This window comes from Mucilaginibacter sp. Mucisp73, from assembly GCF_059491465.1.
On the sequence record NZ_CP168507.1, the window covers coordinates 4,438,042 to 4,456,073 of the forward strand.

15 protein-coding genes are annotated in these 18,032 nt (G+C 44.6%); all 15 read right to left on the reverse strand.

The window, feature by feature from the left end:
* Window positions 1–283: 283 nt before the first annotated feature.
* The 15 genes from ACEN82_RS18310 to ACEN82_RS18380 all read right to left on the reverse strand — a co-directional run bounded on the left by ACEN82_RS18310 (window position 284) and on the right by ACEN82_RS18380 (window position 18,006).
* Window positions 284–1,936 (reverse strand): UxaA family hydrolase, encoded by a 1,653-nt coding sequence (locus ACEN82_RS18310; RefSeq protein ID WP_413322602.1) that lies wholly within the window; start codon window positions 1,934–1,936, stop codon window positions 284–286.
* 12 nt (window positions 1,937–1,948) lie between these two features.
* Window positions 1,949–3,442, reverse strand: a complete 1,494-nt coding sequence (locus ACEN82_RS18315) for a tagaturonate reductase (RefSeq protein WP_413322603.1) — start codon at window positions 3,440–3,442, stop codon at window positions 1,949–1,951.
* 24 nt (window positions 3,443–3,466) lie between these two features.
* Window positions 3,467–5,368 (reverse strand): glycoside hydrolase family 88/105 protein, encoded by a 1,902-nt coding sequence (locus ACEN82_RS18320; protein ID WP_188832945.1) that lies wholly within the window; start codon window positions 5,366–5,368, stop codon window positions 3,467–3,469.
* An 8-nt stretch (window positions 5,369–5,376) separates the two neighbouring features.
* A complete protein-coding gene (locus ACEN82_RS18325) occupies window positions 5,377–6,369 on the reverse strand; it encodes a pectinesterase family protein (protein ID WP_188832944.1) in 993 nt (330 codons plus the stop codon).
* Complete coding sequence (locus ACEN82_RS18330; protein WP_188832943.1) at window positions 6,369–8,024, reverse strand: glycoside hydrolase family 28 protein; 1,656 nt, start codon at window positions 8,022–8,024, stop codon at window positions 6,369–6,371. Before ACEN82_RS18330 ends, ACEN82_RS18325 begins: the two co-directional genes overlap by 1 nt.
* A gap of 231 nt (window positions 8,025–8,255) precedes the next feature.
* Window positions 8,256–9,032 carry a PoNe immunity protein domain-containing protein gene (locus tag ACEN82_RS18335; protein ID WP_188832942.1) on the reverse strand — a complete coding sequence of 259 codons (777 nt, stop codon included), beginning with the start codon at window positions 9,030–9,032 and terminating at the stop codon, window positions 8,256–8,258.
* An 18-nt stretch (window positions 9,033–9,050) separates the two neighbouring features.
* Complete coding sequence (locus tag ACEN82_RS18340) at window positions 9,051–10,421, reverse strand: PAAR-like protein (protein ID WP_090531678.1); 1,371 nt, start codon at window positions 10,419–10,421, stop codon at window positions 9,051–9,053.
* Window positions 10,422–10,457: 36 nt separating this feature from the next.
* Complete coding sequence (locus tag ACEN82_RS18345) at window positions 10,458–11,333, reverse strand: hypothetical protein (protein WP_413322604.1); 876 nt, start codon at window positions 11,331–11,333, stop codon at window positions 10,458–10,460.
* Window positions 11,334–11,335: 2 nt separating this feature from the next.
* Window positions 11,336–13,207 carry a type VI secretion system Vgr family protein gene (locus tag ACEN82_RS18350; protein ID WP_413322605.1) on the reverse strand — a complete coding sequence of 624 codons (1,872 nt, stop codon included), beginning with the start codon at window positions 13,205–13,207 and terminating at the stop codon, window positions 11,336–11,338.
* Between the two features lie 19 nt (window positions 13,208–13,226).
* Window positions 13,227–13,838, reverse strand: a complete 612-nt coding sequence (locus ACEN82_RS18355) for a hypothetical protein (RefSeq protein ID WP_413322606.1) — start codon at window positions 13,836–13,838, stop codon at window positions 13,227–13,229.
* Window positions 13,839–13,841: 3 nt separating this feature from the next.
* Window positions 13,842–14,741 carry a hypothetical protein gene (locus tag ACEN82_RS18360; protein WP_413322607.1) on the reverse strand — a complete coding sequence of 300 codons (900 nt, stop codon included), beginning with the start codon at window positions 14,739–14,741 and terminating at the stop codon, window positions 13,842–13,844.
* Between the two features lie 112 nt (window positions 14,742–14,853).
* Window positions 14,854–15,246, reverse strand: coding sequence for a type VI secretion system tube protein TssD (gene tssD / locus ACEN82_RS18365; RefSeq protein ID WP_090531686.1), 393 nt, complete (start codon window positions 15,244–15,246; stop codon window positions 14,854–14,856).
* A gap of 74 nt (window positions 15,247–15,320) precedes the next feature.
* Window positions 15,321–15,719, reverse strand: a complete 399-nt coding sequence (tssD, locus tag ACEN82_RS18370; RefSeq protein WP_090531688.1) for a type VI secretion system tube protein TssD — start codon at window positions 15,717–15,719, stop codon at window positions 15,321–15,323.
* A gap of 107 nt (window positions 15,720–15,826) precedes the next feature.
* On the reverse strand, window positions 15,827–16,399 hold the full coding sequence (locus ACEN82_RS18375) for an NAD(P)H-dependent oxidoreductase (protein WP_090531690.1): 573 nt from the start codon (window positions 16,397–16,399) through the stop codon (window positions 15,827–15,829).
* A 224-nt stretch (window positions 16,400–16,623) separates the two neighbouring features.
* A complete protein-coding gene (locus tag ACEN82_RS18380) occupies window positions 16,624–18,006 on the reverse strand; it encodes a DUF5458 family protein (protein WP_129568533.1) in 1,383 nt (460 codons plus the stop codon).
* Window positions 18,007–18,032 lie beyond the last annotated feature (26 nt).

The following is an 18,032-nucleotide window of genomic DNA, read 5'->3' on the forward strand; positions in this document are numbered from 1 at the left end:
GTTAAGTTAGTAGTACTAAGTCTGAAGTTAAATTCAGGCTTTTCTCTTTTTTTATGCTTAGAATCTGTTTAAAATGCAAAATATTCATTGCCGTTGGTTTTAACCAACGGTAAAAAAAACTAAAATATTCTGGCCTTAGCCCAACTCTATAAGCGAATTTGGGCTGAAGCCCTCTTTTCGCGGCTCATTATTCCGTTGGTTAAAACCAACGGCAATGAAGTTTTATCTATGCTCATCTACCGGGTGTTCGTGTCCCCACGAACACGGAGAAATAAATATCAAATTAAAGTGAAACCCCTCTTTTCCATGGGATAAAATCATCCTGACCGTGGCGTACAGCGTGAACTTCAATTTCGCCGCTGGCTACTTTTACCACATAATCCAGGATGCGTTCGCCCGCCTGCTCAATGGTTTCGTCACCTTCTACAATAGTACCGGTATTGATATCAATAATATCGCTCATTCGGTTAAATAATGCAGTATTAGTGGCGATTTTTACAACCGGAGCTATTGGATTGCCGGTTGGCGTACCTAAACCGGTAGTAAACAATACGATATTAGCGCCCGAGCCAACCTCGGCCGTGGTCGATTCCACGTCGTTACCCGGGGTACACAACAGGTTTAGCCCCGGCTGTGTTACTTTTTCGGGATAATCCAGCACATCCGCAACCGGCGATGTGCCGCCTTTTTTGGCTGCCCCGGCAGATTTGATGGCATCCGTGATCAGGCCATCCTTAATATTACCCGGCGACGGGTTCATGTAAAAACCAGAACCGGCCTCTTCGGCCCGTTGGCTGTAGGTACGTACCAGATCGGCAAAGCGCTCGGCTTTAGTTTTATCCAAACAACGATCAATCAGGTTTTGTTCAACCCCGCAAAGTTCAGGAAACTCGGCCAAAATAACCGAACCACCCATCGCCACTAACAAATCAGATGTGTAACCGATAGCAGGGTTTGCCGAAATACCAGAGAAGCCATCCGATCCGCCGCACTCCAAACCGATGGTCAGTTTACTTAAAGGAGCCGGTTTACGGGTATATTGGTTAGCTTGCATCAACCCGGCAAGTGTTTGCCTGATAGCCAGCTCCATTAAATCGGCTTCTTTACCTGTTTTCTGCTGATCTAAAATATAAAGTGGTTTGTTAAACTCCGGCGAGCGTTTATTGATCTCCTCCTGTAGTGTTTTTACTTCGGCATTCTGACAGCCAAGGCTTAATACTGTTGCACCTGCAACGTTAGGGTGCGTAATATAACCGGCCAGCAAACCGCAAAGCGCAGTTGAATCCTGGCGGGTACCCCCGCAACCGCCTGTATGCGTTAGAAATTTAATCCCATCAACATTAGGGAAAACTTTATTACCGGCGTTTTGAGCGGTGTCGCTACCTATTTCGGTGTATAAAACCTCATCTATCTCGGCGCCTGCTTTGATCTTACCGATCAACTCCTGCGCTTTGATCTCGTATGTTTTTTTGCGGCCATAACCCAAAGGTTTTACCAGGGCCTCCTGCAATACTTCAATATTTCGGTTTTCGCAAAAAACCATCGGTATTACCAGCCAATAGTTCGCAGTACCTACACTGCCGTCTCCGCGGTGATAGCCGTTAAATGTTTTACCCTCCCACTTGCTGATATCAGGCCTGTGCCAATCAGTATGGCTTTGGCCTGTTAAAAAGCTGTTTGCCGCATGTTTTACATTAGCGGTACTGAGCAATCCGCCTACCGGGATCAGGCTTTGCGCCTTGCCGACCAGTACGCCATACATAATGATCTCGCCACCTTCGGGAATCTCGACCATAGCGAATTTATGCTTTGCCGGGATCAATTCTTTTACGGTATAAGTTTCACCTTTGTAAGTAACCTGTTCATTGGCCTGCAGATCGGTAAGTGCTACAAGCACATTATCGGCAGGGTGTACTTTTAATATATTCTGTTTCATCTGTCCTCCTATTTAAATAGCGCTTATTTCCAGTTTTCCCTGTTCGTTAATAAGCTTAAACTGTGCTGTCACTGCTTCTGTAAAGCCGGGTAACGTTGTCAAATCGGTATCCCAAAGGCTTTTATTTTTAAGGATAGCTGCAATTGCTGTTTCTGCATCAGCGCCGTTCCATGCTTTGCTTAAATTAGGTGCCTGGTCGTCGGTTACCGCGTAATTATCCGAATGTGCTGTTCCGGTATATTTACCATCAGCCGTCTCGGTAATCTGCATAAAGCGGATAAAAGCTGCGAAACCAAGAGCCATCATTTGAGGTGCCTTATTGTTTTGTTTGTAATAGTTCAATAATAACGGAATAACCCGCATTTTAATTTTAGTAGCGTACTGCACCGAAATGCTCAGCCACTCGTGCCTGATGTTGGGGTTGCGGAACCTGTCGAGCACCTTGTTACCAAAATCACGGGCTACGTCTTCATCAATCTGGTATGGGATAGATGGCATGATCTCCGTAAACATCAGTTGAGTGATGAATTTGGTAAAATGCGCATCATCCATGGCTTCCTTCACTGTTTTGAAGCCGGATAGATAGGCTACGGCACAACTCAAGGTATGCGTTCCATTGAGCAGCCGGAGTTTCAACTCCCTGAAGAGTTCAATATCAGGCGTGATTACAACACCCTTATCAGCCTGGGCAAAAGATAGCACTTCGGCTATTTTCTCATCGCCCTGGATAGCCCAAAGACTATAGGTTTCGGACATGATGCTGAGGTTATCGGTATAACCGCGCTCGGTTTCCATGGCGTCACTTAATTGCTGATCCGGCCTGCCGGGCACAATCCTATCCACCAGCGAGTTGCAGAAACTATTGCTGCTCTCCAGCCAGTCCATAAAGGCGGGCTCCAGTTTATTCAGGTGGGCGAGTTCCAATACTATGGCTTCCAGCTTTTTACCGTTGTCAATGATCAGCTCGGTTGGGATGATCACCAAACCGGTATCGGGCCTTCCGTTAAATGCCCTGTATCGTTCATATAAAATAGCCAGCAATTTGCCGGGGAATGATGCTGGCGGATGTTTACGTACATCTTCCTTCACCAATTGGATGCCAACCTCGGTTGTATTGGAGATCACTATTTGTAAATCTTTGCTGCGCGCTATCTCCAGGATCTCTTCCCACTCGCCTGAGGCTGAAAGCACTCGGCTGATCGCCGAACAGATCACCTGCTCATTAACTTCTTCGCCGTTTTCAATCCCCTTTGAATAAATGGTGTACAAACCATCCTGCATATCAAAATCGGTAGTTGAGCCTTTATCGGTTGATTTAACAACTGCCACCCTGCCATTGAAAATGCCGGCACGGTTAGCCTTGTCGATAAAGTAATCGGGCAGGCCACGCAACAGTACGCCGGTACCAAATTGCAGTACCTTTTCAGGCAGATCGAATACATTGGCAGGAGGTAATTCTGCCGCCGGTACAGTTGTTTTGTTGAGGTTATATCTTGATAATATCATGTTCTTTTGAATTGTAATAAGTTACTATTTTTTTGTTTGAGGAATCTGCTTCACCAGCCAGCCTACCAAATCGTTAGCTGCTTTAAAGTTGTCATAGTCGGGTGGCAGCTTTCGGCCATCTGTATATTCGTTATAAAACCAGGGGTCGCCAACGGCAAACACAGTGCCTTTACCATATTTGGCGGTAGCTACAATTACATCTTTACCATTGATTAACTGCGAAACGGCGGGACTGGTTAATTGCAAAGTACTTAGCTCCTTAATGTAAACTTTACGGGCTGTTTTAAAGATGCTGTTATCCGCAGGAATATTTATTGCCCCTTGCTCAAAGTTACGACCAACTACACGGTTAACACTATTTTGATTAAAGCTGATACCAAATTTCGCCATTAGCTTGTTCAGATGTACAAATTCGGCATTACCGGTATCGTTATTTAAAACAACCAGTATCCCGCCATTTTTAACCCAGTTACTGATGGCTTTAATATGTGGTTCTTCAATATATTTAGCATCAGGGTTTTCCTTTGGTATATCAGGATCAACAATAATATAAACCGAAGCTTTCTTCAAATTTATATCATCCGGCGCCTCACTTAAAGTTTTGGTATGTAATCCGTAATTATTAAAGATCCGTCCAAAAAGCGAAAATCCGTTATTATCCTGTTCCTCCCACTTGTAGTGGAACGGGATGCTTTTACCGGTAATATCCTTATGGTATTCGTTATTAAAATAACTATCTAAAAGTACGGTTTTGCCTTTACCGGCATTCAGATTGGCTAAACGTTCCATCTCTACACTGGCCAGCATAAATGAACCAACACCTTTGGTTTCGTTGGTGACAGTCTTTACTCCGGTATAGTATTCGTAACTGCCATCGCGATATGGTTCGCCACCTACGCCTACAGCACCTGCCGTGCCTTTCAGGTTTACCTGTCCATCGGCATCGGTTTCAATAAAGTTTTTGATGATACCATCATAAGCTTTTCGGGCAGCAGGCAAATATTTTTGAGGCAGATAGCCTTCCCTTGCACCTTTAGCCAACGCATACACAAACATGCACGAAGCCGATGCTTCCAGGTAATTACCTTTTTTATTACCCTTGTCGAGCACCTGGTACCACAAACCTGTGCCCTGGTCCTGGCAAGCTTGTATAGCCACCGCAAGGCGCTTTAAAATGGCAACGAGTGCCGCTCGTTTAGGATGATTGGCCGGAAAATACGACAGCACATCAACCAATGCCATCGCGTACCAGCCATCGGCACGGGCCCATAAACTGGCCGAAAGACCGGTTTGCGGGTTAGCCCAGCGTTCTTTTTTGCTCTGATCCCAGGCATGATACAACAAACCTGTTTTAGCATCGCGCGCATGCAGCTCCATCCAGATAAACTGATCGGCTACCTGATCAAAGTCCGCATCCTCATGGTAAACGGAAGCATATTCGGCATAAAAAGGCTCGGCCATGTATAAGCCATCGAGCCACATTTGGTTAGCGTATCTTTTTTTATGCCAGAAACCACCTTCGGGTGTTTTTGGTTGTTCGTCCAACTGTTTGCGAAGTAACGAAGCAGCTTTGTAGTATTTTTCAGTACCTAATACTTGTTGCAAAAACAACAGGCTCCGGCCGGATAAGATATTATCCAGCGTATAATCTTTAGCCTTGTAAGTACGGATGGATCCATCTGCCCCCACATACCTGTCCATCGCTTTTTGGATATAAGTAAAATATTCACTCCGGGCCGATTGCTGCCAAACGCTTTGCAGCCCCTGCAAAACAATCCCCTGGTCATACGACCAGTTGGCGCCCGTTAACGAATCTGCCCAGATATATATAGCCGTGTTAGCCATCCGCTGTGACCATGGCAGCGTTTGCGCCCTTAGCCCCAGGCCCGCGAACAGGAAAGCACATAACAATAATATTTTCTTCATTATACAGCTCATTTTATTGACATTACATCCCAGTTATCATTCCCGGCAAGAATATTATTAAATGTATATTTTTTCATTTCGGCCTCAGTTAACTGATGCGACCATGGCGCACGTTTGCTGATATTGGTGCCGCTGCTTTTATATTCGGCAAAAAAGGCGGTCTTTTCATTTTCCGGGTTACGCCAGTTATCCCAGCCCTGGGCGCAGATGTAGCTTCCCATTGTTGTATTGATAAAAACAGATCTGGCGTATGGCCGCCAGGGCCTGCCCAGATAAACCTTTGTTACAGAGGTATCAGCTGCTTCAAGCCGGCAGTTCAAAAACACAAAACCAAATCGCTGTCGCGGTGTAGTTGCGGGAGCCGTAATAAAAGAGTTTCGGAGACTTTTGATCACACAGTTTTGGAAAACCGCAGTGGCTTCGCCGAAAATAAAATCGGTTGTACCTTCCATATAACAGTCTTTATAAAACTGGCGGCTGTTTTCGGTACCGGCATAAAGCGTATCCTGGTTGCCAAGCAGCCGGCAATTGATTATGGCACACCTGTCGCCCTCAACATGTAAAGCCACGGCCTGTCCTACGGGGCCTGCGGCATTTGCTATGGTTAAATTCCTGGCGATGAAATCATTTCCCTGCACCAAAACAGTGTAGGAAGTATAGGTTGTAAACTCGGCTTTTCCGAAGGCATCCTTACTCTGCGGGTTTGCTTTGCCCGAGAAATCGCTGTTGGTTATAATGGTGTTATCTCGGCCATCGCCTATCAGTTCGATATTACATTTCCAGGAGGGGATTACCAGTTTTTCGTGGTATACTCCGGCTTTTATGTAAATGCAAACCCTTTGCTGCGACAGGTCACGAACAGCGTTTACGGCCTGCTGAATGGTTTTGAAATCGCCGCTGCCATCCTGCGCTACAGTAAAGCGCTTCGGATAAACAACAGCCTGCGCCAGCAATAGTGCCGGAGCAAAAACAATCCATATCAATAGCGCCGCTCTCTTCATTAATTTGAACCGGTTATTGCATTTTTGGTTGCTCCTGAAGCAAACTCAGCTTTGTTCTTAGCCTTGGCGGCATCTGTATTCAGTAATTTTATTTGCTGCGACTTTTTACCGCTGACCTTAAACAACAACTCTGTATTGCCATAGGTAATATGATCAAACGCAAGGTTGTTGCTATTTTGAATATTTATGAGTGGGTTGGTTTCTTTGCTTTCGAGATGGATATTTTTCAGGAAGATGTTCTGTGCTTCTATTACATCTGCTCCTTTAACAGTTTTGAAGGTGCTGTTTTCGATGTGGATGTCTTTGATCCCCATTTCGGGTAGCCCCCGGATCATAAGCGCTTTTTCAGCACCGTTGCATACTACGTTATTTACATAAAACTTGCGAAACGAAGGTGTAGCTTCGGTTACCGGCACAACAGCCTGGTCATTTATATCATCCGCTTCGCCGGGCGATTTACCTCCGTAGTACATATCAAAAAGAATAGCCTCATGAAGAATATCCTTCATGGCAATATCCTTAATAAAGATATTTTCAACTACGCCTCCCCTGCCGCGGGTGGTTTTAAAACGCAGGCCAATGTCAGTACCAATAAACGTACAGTTAGACACGAAAATATTACGCGCCCCGCCCGACATTTCACTACCTATCACAAAACCGCCATGGGCACGGTAAACCACGTTATTCCGTACAATGACATTTTCAGTGGGCTTACCGCGTTTGCGGCCTTCTTCATCCCGGCCCGATTTAATACAGATGCCATCATCGCCGGCATCAAAAGTGCTGCCTTCAATTAACACATTCCGGCATGATTCTACATCGATTCCGTCACCGTTCTGGGCATTCCAGGGATTCCTGACCCTTGCGTTCTGTATGGTAAGGTCTTCGCATAGTAAAGTATGGATATTCCATGCGGGCGAATTTTGCAGCGTAACGCCCTGCAGCAATACTTTTTTACAATTGGTAAGTACCAGCATGTTGGGCCTGAAAAAATCTTTATAGGGTTCGTTGTCCTTTATAGTTTTCCCATTGCCAACAACACCTGCCCCAGGTGCTTTAAGGCCGTTAACATAACTTTCAGAAGGGTACCATGACCTGCCATTTTCGCTCACTACGCCTCCCGATGCTACCAGTTTTTTCCATTCAGCTTCAGTAAGCCTGTCTTTGCTGATGGCCCGCCAAACATCGCCGTGACCATCAATGATCCCTTCGCCGGTAATAGCGATATTGGTAAGGTTGGTACCCGATATCGGCGATTCATTGCGCACAGCGGCATGGCCTTCATAGTTACCTTCAACCAGTTTATACTGAGTTTTATCATCGGTAAACTGCAACAGCGCCGCCCTGCTTACGTGCAGGTTTACATTACTCTTCATCACCAGCGGCCCGGTTAGCCACAAGCCTTGCGGAATAAGCACTACCCCGCCCCCTTTGGCGCTACAGGCGCTTATCGCTTTATTGATACTTGTTGTATTTAACGTAATGCCATCCGCTTTGGCTCCGTATTTTAAAATGTTGATGGTATCCTTTTTAAATTCAGGTTTATTTACCCGCGGCAAATGTTGCCAGGAATACTGCTGACCCTGTACCCGCGATGTGACGCAACCCGCCAAAAGCAAAACCGCTATCCCTATCCTTGTTTTTACTACCGACATGTTTTTATTTTAAAACAGCTATTTATCGCCCTATAATTGGTGAAGGAACATTAAATCCTAAACAAGATTAAAGGCTGACGGCAATAAAAAAAAGAATTTGCCCAACAAAAACCGCGCAAACGTTCCCAGAAACGTTTGCGTAAGTTTTAGCGGCTAAAAAAAGAGACCGGATTTCTTCAGTTAAACTCAAAGCAACTCCGGTTTATAGTGATTTTATTTGATACCGCGCAATTACGAAGCCGACCAGTGCACCATATCATAAGGATAATTTGGATGATTAGCGTAACCGCTATCATCAAGTCCCAATATCTTAGTTACCGCGCCGGCCTCCCAGCTCCAGTAGCCTTTATATGAGCCTTCTTTTTTATGATTTTCATACCATGAATCGTCTTTATGCAACCTGTACCATTTGTCGAGGTAAAGTTTCATTTCGCGCTCCGCATCGGCTTTAGGCATTTTTGTTAAATCATAAATATCCCTGTAAGCTTCGGTGATAAGCGTATCCGGCTGCGGGCCGCTCCCCGGCTTTTTGGTGTTGATGATATACCATAATAAGGCATCCGGTGTCCAGGTTGGGTAACTGGAACCACTATCCGACTGGCGGATATAATTAATAACCGGCTCGTATACCTCATCAGGTACATTCAGTAAGCTGCCTAAGGCTACCATATCAATCATATCGGCATAAAACGCGTCGGCATCCCAGCCTTCGCCATAGTATCCGGCAGCTGCTATATATTCATTATAACACAGGCTGATATCATTCCCGATAGAATAGTTTAAATAAACCAGGTCAAGATGTTCCATAGCAAGCACCCAGTTGTTTATCGGGCGAAACTTTTCCTGCTGTTTTAGGGTGACATTTTGTTCCTGGTACATTTTTATTATCGACTGCTTCTTATCAAACATTTTTTTAAAGAAAGCAACGTCTTTATATTCTGCTCTTAACTGCGTTTCGGGTGTTGCCGTGGTTCCACCTCCGCCAAATAATTTATCAAAAAAACCCATTTTTTAAGCTGTTTAAATTTATGAGAACCATCCTGCAATTGATTTACCAATGCCGCTTCCGGCCAGGCCTCCGATAACCCCGCCAACAATACCACCAACCACCGTACCAACCCCGGGGCATATAGCAGTACCTATCATTGCACCTATTTCGGCGCCGGCTATACCGCCGGCAAGGCCACCGGCAGCACCGCCTACCGCTTCTTTTGTTTTTTTGCCAAAACCGCCCTCTTCTTCATACGCCGAATAGATACTTACTGCATCAAGGGCGATACCAACAACTATAAGCCCCCGGCCGGCAACTTTGCCAGCCACACTTAAAGCCGGAGAACGTGCAATTGCCTGGCTTGCCTTAAACAGGCCGTCATTTGCGCCAGTGGCAATTCTGCTATTACGTACCGCCTGCGAAAAATTAGATTCGGACAAGGCTGTAAGAGGTTTTGAATTGAGCATGGACGACCTTACACCATTCATAAAATTGCCTGCCCTGCTGGTTTTTATTTCCAGGGCCTCACTTTGCCCGCGGGTAGCTTTAAAACCGTTGGAGTTTATAGTTTCTGACTGCATGGTTCCGTCGGGCTTAACCCTGATCACCTCGCGGTTCAGGCTGCCATCTGTATTTGCCAGTCTAACCCCTGCTTCGTCTGCCGGGTTTATAGCCCCGTTATTGTCGATGTGATTTCGCGTCCATCGCTCACTTAACTCGCGGCCGGTTGTCGTATTTTGTATTGATGCTGTATTGTATTTACCGTCTGTAATTTTATACCCATTATCTTTGGCATAAGCCCCGTCAATGCCCGAAGCCGTAGGTTTATCAATATCAATTACAGGATGCTCGCTTCTTACGTCGCGAAAACCTTCCTGCCGATGATAAACGTTGTCCTTCATCTCCCCGTAATTACCGTGCCTGCGGTAATCACTTTCGCTGTTGCTCCGTACCAGGCTTATCTTGCCGTTTTCAACATCATAAATGGTACCGCGCTGCAATATATCAAGGGTGTTGGTGTACGAACCATAGTTGAACGTTCCGGCACCGGCACCCGTAACAAGCGCCCCGGCTGTGCTCATACCGCTTGGCGCATTAAAGTCAACACTTATTTTGCCGCCTTGTTTGCACAACAGGTTCGCATCTTCAAATAATAATTTGTAGCCGTTAACCTTAACACCTTTATTGGTCTTGTCCCAGTAAATTGGGTCAAATTTGCAGCTGCCACCCGTTACCGAACACCTGCCCATAGGCAAAATATTTTCACCCGGTACCATATCGGCCTCACTGGCCAGGAACTCACCATAAATTTTCGTGTTGTTATGATGCGTTACCTTTAACCGCACAGGAGCCGACCCTTTATCGCACTTAAGGCAGCTATTGTTTGGAATATATTTTTTTGACATCGGATATTACTTTTTGTTAGTACTAAGCCTTCAGCCTTATACATGCAGTACACTGTTGCTTAACTCATTCTTATCAACGCGTTCCTTCGGAAGCTCATGCTGTTCAATCCGCCTGCATTGATGTGCCGTTACAACGGTATAAAATGAGGGCACATGTAATTGCAAAAACAAATCGGCCTCCTGTAGTATGTTGTTTTCAAATTTGTAAATCTCTTCCATCTCGGTCTGCAGGTCAACCTTTAGGTTATAAGTGTTTGTAAGGTCTTTTAGCATTCTCACTAAAACAGGTCTTTCAAACCTTTCTTCGTCAACCTCGGCTTCGTTAGTTATGGTTACGGTGTTGCCTTGTTGCTGGGTAAAACTGTAGATGACGAGCGGCAGGTCAATTGTGCCGAAAAAACCTTTCAGTATCAGGGAAGAGCTTTCATTGGCTTGCCATTCCCTGTAAAACGGTTGAAAAAAGCACCGGTAATGGCTGTACCCCACAAATGATTGCAGAAAGCGTTTAGGATCCTGCAGCAATTTGTCTGTTTCGGACAGCATTACATCGATACCATCCTGCTGACGATATTTTTTGGCAATTTTTGACCGGAAGCCCTGCTGCCAGCAATTAGCGATACTATTAAAATTATTGATGCCGATAAATTTCCCTTCCAGATCTGTTATGATCTGTACCGGCGACTGGAACCATTCCATATCTGCTGCCCATTCATGTATCAGCGCCGAACCATCCATATTTTGATCAAGCAGGGTATATTCATAAACCCGTTGCTTATCGTCATGGCTAATGAGTTTTATTTCAATCCACCTGTCCTGCACAAACTCAAGTACTTTTGTGCCAATTATGGTACGGTTGGATGAGCTAAGCTGGTACCATGAACTTTGAGCTGTATTTACCGGTAATATATTCATGATCATGATTGGTTAATTTCAACATCGCCTGCTATAATATGCGCAAGACTGCCGCCGTTGAGATGCATTTTGTCGGTCGAGCTGATCTCGGCCGATTTGCTGCTTGATGAAAGTTTGCCGGCCACAGCATCAAAAGTGATGTCTTTGGCCGATGCGGAGAGTTTGATGCTTTCGGTTTCGCTGGTAAAGGCAATATCTTTTTTCGCATTTGTAGTAATACCTTCATCCTGCGCCGCTACCGCTATCGATTTTTTAGCTGTAACATTGATAACACCGTCACCCCCGCCTTCTTTAGCCGGCGACGATGTTATGTTAATGCTATTGCCCGCATTAATGTTAATATCTTTTGATACCAGCGTTAAGGTGTTTGGCGCATAAATGGTTACCGTACCGTCGCCATTAAGGGTTACCACGTTACCGCTGGGATCTTTAACGTTAATGCTGCCATTGCTATCGTCCAGTATCACGGTGTTGCCGCTTCGGGTAGTAAGCGCTTTGGTTTTATTGGTTTGACTGCCGCCTGTGCCTGTTTTACCACTAAACATGCTGCCAATAATAACCGGGCGGGCAATATTACCCTCCTCAAATGCTACCAGCACCTGGTCGCCAACTTCGGGTATAAAAACAAACCCACGGTTCTTGCTTACTTTATCCGAGCTGCCTGCATCAGGAGAAACTACCCTGAGCCACTCGGTAACATCATTCGCGGTACATTGCCATTTAAATTTTACTTTAACGCGGCCATGCCCATCCGGGTCGGCATTGTCGGTAACATCGGCCAGCTGCATATCCGGGTTTGGCTTTTCGGCTTCAGCAACCGGGATACGCTCTGTATCGGCAGTAACGCCTTCAAACGTATTTTGGTAATGGCCAACACCGTCGATCTGGTGATAAACCGCCGTAACCAGGAACTTGCCAAAATCCTGCAATTCAAAAGCACCTGTGCCCCTTACACTCATGCTTACATTGAGTATTTTGCCCAGGCCCACCATGGGGTTGTCGCCATTGCCTACAATGGTAACCAATTCGGATATCAGCGCTTTTTGCTGGTTATTAACATAATCATCTATTTCTTTTTTGTTATTTACCCTAACAGCCAATGGTTCATTATAAACTTTGCTGAAAACTTTGTTTGACGCGCTGATGGCATGCGAAAGGTCCGGCGTGCTGCCCGAAGAGCCTTGCGGCTCTGACGAAAGCAGTTCATCCTGCCTGGGGTTGTAAGCAAATTTATTATGCTTTAAAGGCGCTATCTGCATTGCATATTGCAGGCTGTGCAGATCACGCCCGTAAATAAGAGCAACCTCCTCCAGTTTATCGGGCTTGCCAAAATTCAGTTTAGCACCATCGTAATAAAACCATTCGTAATACTCGGCCGAAAGACGGTTGATAAACTCAAAGTCGCTTTCACGATATTGAATGATATAATCAATAGGCGAAGTATTGGTTGGCTTGATATTGAGGTTCAGATCATTTGCAGGTGCATCCTGCGTAGCTAACTGAATAATGCTGCTCAGGCTTTTGTTAAGGTACGAGCCGAGGTCTGGACCCCGGTCAATCAGGATGGTCGGACTAAAGCCGCTCACCAGGATATCGCCATGAAACCCATGGCTTTGCGAAAGCTCTACCTTGGTAACAATACCGCTAAATTTATTTTCGCCGCTATCGGCTGTGCCAAATTGCACGGTAATGTTTTTACCAATAAAGTCCTTTGAGTTTTCGAGCGTAACAGCGTTGTACTCTTCAACCATATCATGGTTAAACCTGAGCTGAAAAGTATGGTGCTCATTAAAACGCTGGTCAAGGTTAAAGGTAGAGAAATGGGTGATCTGGGTACCTTCAATATTGATATCTACTTTTAGTTTCTTTTCCATAATTCGGCTATAAAATCCATTAACCTTTAACAGGCCATGGGCTGTAGTAACTTATAATTTTATATTGCCCGTTAACTTTGCCAAAAACAAACCCGTACGATGTTTCCCTCCCATTTTTTTGCTCATATTGTTGCTGCAACTCGTAAAGCTTACTGCCTTTATCTGTAACTTTTGCAATAACTTTATAATAGTTTTCGTCGGTAGCGGCGTCAATTTCCGACAGATCGTCTTCTGTGCTTTTGGGTATAAGACGAAGCGCGTCAGCATTCAATATAGCAGGCTCATACTGTGGATATTCTGCTCCGCTAACCAGCCCTTCAGCAGGGTTAATCTTAGCAGATCGTAAATCTTCGTTCGACCATTGGGGTGCTGTTTGCAGCGGGAAGTAAAACATGGCGGCCAGTTGTTTTTTGTTTTTTTGCAGGGCAGCGGCTTTAAACTGTTTCAGGCAGGCTCGGAACAACTGCTCGTCGGTAAGGGCCGATTTATGTACAGTTCGGGAGGCCGACTTAGCTATGGTTTTGACAGTATCAGCAACCGGGGCTTTAGGGTTGCCACTACAGCCCACGGCCGAACCTGCCAACCCGGTAGCAAGCAGTAACAATACCATATGTTTATTAATCCTGTTCATTGGTTAATTTCTGGGGATGCTGATCAGTGCCCTGTCTTCCATGCGTTTAAGGATAACTGCCGCGCCCATTTGCTGGGATACCGCTTCGGCATCAAAAACACCGTCTTTGACATATTTGCCCTTAACATACTGGTTCGAAAAACTCCAGAGGTAAGGTGTATGAATGCCTTTTTTGTTATAACCGAAACCGTTATATCCCTCCAGCTTTTGCAAAATAAACGGCAGGCTCCAATTGGTTACCTTATCATACTTCATCAGTTTAATAGCATCAACAGCACTCTCCTCAAAAGTAAACGGAGGGCCATGACCCACCTTTGGGCGATTGGCCGGCACCTGTACCGTATAACCGGTAAGCGGATCGCCGTTGTGCAGGTGTTTTTTGAAACTGAACGAGCACTCCATATAATGTACACAAGCTATAAAATACCAGGGGATAGCTCCGCCGCCGCCAAAAAGGTTCATAAACGAAAACGGATCGTTTGGAGTAAACCTCCCGGTATCAAAAAAATTACCTCCCAAAAGGTTGGTTGTCATCTGCGGTTTGGTCATGATATCCAAAACGCTTTCGGGTTTAACACTGGCCGCAGTTGGGTTTAATGATAGCGGTGTGGTGTTATAACGATCAAAAAAAGGGGTATATACCGATGCGAAAAGATTTTTATTTCCGGCAGCCGACGGCGCATTAGTACCAAGGCGTACCAGGTTTGAAATGCTTTCGTAACGGGGGCGGTTTACGGTTACCTTTTCATCGATGATCTTATCGACAGCAGCGATTTTTTCCTTTTTAATAACACAGGTATTAAAAAGCTGCACGTATTCCATGGGGGTTGGAACCGACGATTTTTTCACCTTTTTCTTTGTAGTGGGTAAGGCTGGGTTTATTATTCTCTTCTTTCTTTTCATAAGGTTTATAACTGAACCTAAACAAAACCTGTAAAAAGAACACGGAGGAAAATATGTTACTATCTCCTCCGTATCTTTTTAAAAGACAGTACAAATCAATTGTACTGAGATATTATTTAGGCCAGTCGTTTTCGTGTTCGGCGTTGCCTATTTTCAGCTTACGCGCCGATATCACAAAGCTTAACGACATTGGGTTGTTACCGATAATCGATATCCCCTCGTTATATTGAATGATATAACCATCCTCAAAATTAAGCTCCTTCATTTTGGCATCTTCTTCAGATTTTTTGAAGGTGATAGTGCCGTGGATTGGTTTGTACTGACTGTTCACCATTGATTCGATAACCGAAGTATCTTCGGTTGATTCAACCTCAACCTGGATGGTACCACCATATACACCTGATGACGGACGGCCTTTTGAGTCAACGTCCCTGTTTAATGAATAGCTGCACTGCAGCACGTCGAATTCTTTCGATCCTAAACTAATTCTTGCTTTGAAAGCCATGATCAATAAAGTTTTAAGTAGATAAATAAATTAAGTGCCCCTTCGGCACAAACAGATAACAAAATCGGCCGGGCTTAGTTTTTACCTGGCCAGTCGTTCACGTGCTCGGCGCTTCCCAGCTTCAACTTGCGGGCCGAGATCACAAACTTCAAACTCATTGGAGTTGCGCCTGTAATGTCGATACCTTCAGAATACTTCACGATGTAGCCATCTTCAAAAGACAGCTCTTTCATCTTAGCGTCTTCCTCAGATTTTTTGATCAGCAAAGTTCCGGCAATCGGTTTGTACTGGTTGTTAACCATTGATTCGATAATGGAGGTGTCTTCAGTCGACTCGATCTCGATATCGATAGTACCGCCGTAAATACCTGAGGACGGGCGTCCTTTTGAGTCTACATCGCGGTTTAATGCATAGGAGCAAGTGAGCACATCGTAGTCCTTGCCCGAAAAATTTAATCTTGCTTTGAAAGCCATAATGATAAATTTTAAGAGGTTAATAATTTAAAGTAGATGCTTTGCGCATTACTTTAATAACTACAATGTAATTAATTTATTGTTTTGAGAAAATATTAAATATTTATTTAAATAAGTTTTAACCCAAAAGAATATAATTTTTGAATCCACTTTTTACTGTACTCATTATCGAGGTTATAGAGATGCCCGATGGTACTGGTATGCACAGGCTTGATGCCGCGCTTTTCGAGGGTTAGTTTTTTTACTGCCAGATAGGTTGGCTTCATATCAACCTGCCAGTCCTGCCAGGCAGCTTCATCCAATATAGAAACCACACGTCCTGACCGGCCATTGAAATTAACCGACGAGCCGCTGATAAAAACCTGGTCGGGCATAAAAACGCGATCAAAAAAACCTTTAATTTTTGAGTTGATCGAATCTTTATAAACCGGGCAAAATATAACCACATGCGATGCCCATTTTATCGCGTTTACAGCTTGCACCAGGTCGGGTTCGGGCTCGTTATTGCTTAGCGTGAATTGCTTGTTGGGATTAAATTTAAGATCGGCGATGGCTATCTCTTTTACTACAGCTTCGGCGGCCTGGGCCCCGTCTTTATAAGCATTGATCAATGCCGCTGTGGTTGGTGTTTTATCTATATCTGCATTAATGATCAATAGCTGCCTCATCAATGCAAACATAAACCATATTTAACAATAAATAAAGTTAGGCCTTCGGTTAAATTAACCTAAAATGCACACAGCGCTGGTTTAACGGTTGAATATCGCTTTTAAAACCCGCCTCCTAACAAGAGGCACCTACGGAGCCAATATATTGTTTTGCACATATCCGATATCGCTCCAGTAGGTGCTTCCTTATTTTAAAAGGGATTCATTACCACTTCACAACGTTGTGTACCGCGATATTACTGCTGTTTATATTCGCTGTTCCAGGTTGGGCTTGCATCCTCACCTTTTTGCCCGTCAAGCTTTACCACAAAGCTTTTAGCCGGGAAATATGGCGTGATATTGATATCAAGGTGAATGCGGTCCTTTTGCTGCTCATCACGTTCAAACCTGATTATTTTAAAGCGTTCGATAAGCCTGTCGGGCCCCTGGATGTTATCCAAAAACTTCACAATTTGCGAGCGCAGGTCCTGCTCTGTTTTTGATGTCCAGTTTTCAAAAGCACGGCGGTTCAAAAAGTCGAATAATACTTTGGTGATATAATCAAATACCCTCACTACCGAATAGGTTTGCAAACCGATATTATCGCCATTAAACAAAGTTTTGGCCGAGAATGCCATTACCTTGCCGTACTCATTCACCATAGGTACCAGGCCAATGCGCTCCAGGTGTGAGATCTCGCTCTTTTTAAGGTCAAAACGTACACCATCCACCTCGTTAACCGCACCGTGTTTTTTACCGGCGGTAACCTGCGACATCAGCGTATAATACATTTTACCCGCCAATGCTGCTGAACCGGGGATGTACAGGTCATCCTCTTCACCCGCTTCGGCAACTTTGCCGCGGCCTACCAGCCAGTTACAGGTCATGATGGTGTTTGATTTAAAGGCATCGCCGCCGGTTAAATTAGCAGATGTAAACAGGTCTATCACATCATCCGGTTGTTCAAGATCCGCAAAATCGGTCACCAGCATTACTTTATTATCATAGGCTATTTTTGACCAGCGTTCAACTACCTTGTTTGAGCCAAGGTAGCCGGGCACAACCAGGATTGAATAATTTTGACGAAGATCCAGCCTGTCATAATTTTGCTTGAGTTCATTTGCAGCATATTCAATAAAGCGTGGGTTATCAAGCTCTTTCAACTGATCGATCGTGGCATTCATTAATACCACATTCTTCAGCTTATCCTGTTCGGTGTTTTTATAAAACAAATGCACTGTGCGGTAAGCCTGTTCCAGCTCGCGGGTGCTTTCCAATACATTGAGTAAATTTTTGTTCAGGTTTTCTTCAACGCTTTGCAGTTTTTCGGCGCTTTTCTGAATAGTATCGCTAACCGATTCGCCGCTTTCCAAAGCTTCTATCCATTGATTAAGCTTCAGCTTAAGCTCTTCGCGCTCCCCTTTCTTCTCATCATCAGTTAAAAAGATCTGTTTACGGGCTTTGCGTTCGGGGTTCAGGTTTTGAAGGCCATCAATAGTAGCTTCCAGCAAATCAAAACCACCAACTTTTGATAGTTTATCTAAACTGGTTGATAAGGATGCCGCGCCACTTCTTTCTTTTATTTTAAGAGCCTGGTCTGTTGAATTTTCATTCAGGATCTGCTCGTTTGGTGTTGCCATGATCGTGTTGTTAAATGTTTAGGATT

Coding starts and splice junctions, on each gene's coding strand:
- ACEN82_RS18345 (WP_413322604.1), bottom strand. CDS start 11,333: ATGAATATATTACCGGTAAATACAGCTCAAAGTTCATGGTACCAGCTT.
- tssD (WP_090531686.1), bottom strand. CDS start 15,246: ATGGCTTTCAAAGCAAGAATTAGTTTAGGATCGAAAGAATTCGACGTG.
- ACEN82_RS18325 (WP_188832944.1), bottom strand. CDS start 6,369: ATGAAGAGAGCGGCGCTATTGATATGGATTGTTTTTGCTCCGGCACTA.
- ACEN82_RS18380 (WP_129568533.1), bottom strand. CDS start 18,006: ATGGCAACACCAAACGAGCAGATCCTGAATGAAAATTCAACAGACCAG.
- ACEN82_RS18355 (WP_413322606.1), bottom strand. CDS start 13,838: ATGAACAGGATTAATAAACATATGGTATTGTTACTGCTTGCTACCGGG.
- ACEN82_RS18340 (WP_090531678.1), bottom strand. CDS start 10,421: ATGTCAAAAAAATATATTCCAAACAATAGCTGCCTTAAGTGCGATAAA.
- ACEN82_RS18320 (WP_188832945.1), bottom strand. CDS start 5,368: ATGAAGAAAATATTATTGTTATGTGCTTTCCTGTTCGCGGGCCTGGGG.
- ACEN82_RS18335 (WP_188832942.1), bottom strand. CDS start 9,032: ATGGGTTTTTTTGATAAATTATTTGGCGGAGGTGGAACCACGGCAACA.
- ACEN82_RS18310 (WP_413322602.1), bottom strand. CDS start 1,936: ATGAAACAGAATATATTAAAAGTACACCCTGCCGATAATGTGCTTGTA.
- ACEN82_RS18330 (WP_188832943.1), bottom strand. CDS start 8,024: ATGTCGGTAGTAAAAACAAGGATAGGGATAGCGGTTTTGCTTTTGGCG.
- ACEN82_RS18360 (WP_413322607.1), bottom strand. CDS start 14,741: ATGAAAAGAAAGAAGAGAATAATAAACCCAGCCTTACCCACTACAAAG.
- tssD (WP_090531688.1), bottom strand. CDS start 15,719: ATGGCTTTCAAAGCAAGATTAAATTTTTCGGGCAAGGACTACGATGTG.
- ACEN82_RS18315 (WP_413322603.1), bottom strand. CDS start 3,442: ATGATATTATCAAGATATAACCTCAACAAAACAACTGTACCGGCGGCA.
- ACEN82_RS18375 (WP_090531690.1), bottom strand. CDS start 16,399: ATGTTTGCATTGATGAGGCAGCTATTGATCATTAATGCAGATATAGAT.
- ACEN82_RS18350 (WP_413322605.1), bottom strand. CDS start 13,207: ATGGAAAAGAAACTAAAAGTAGATATCAATATTGAAGGTACCCAGATC.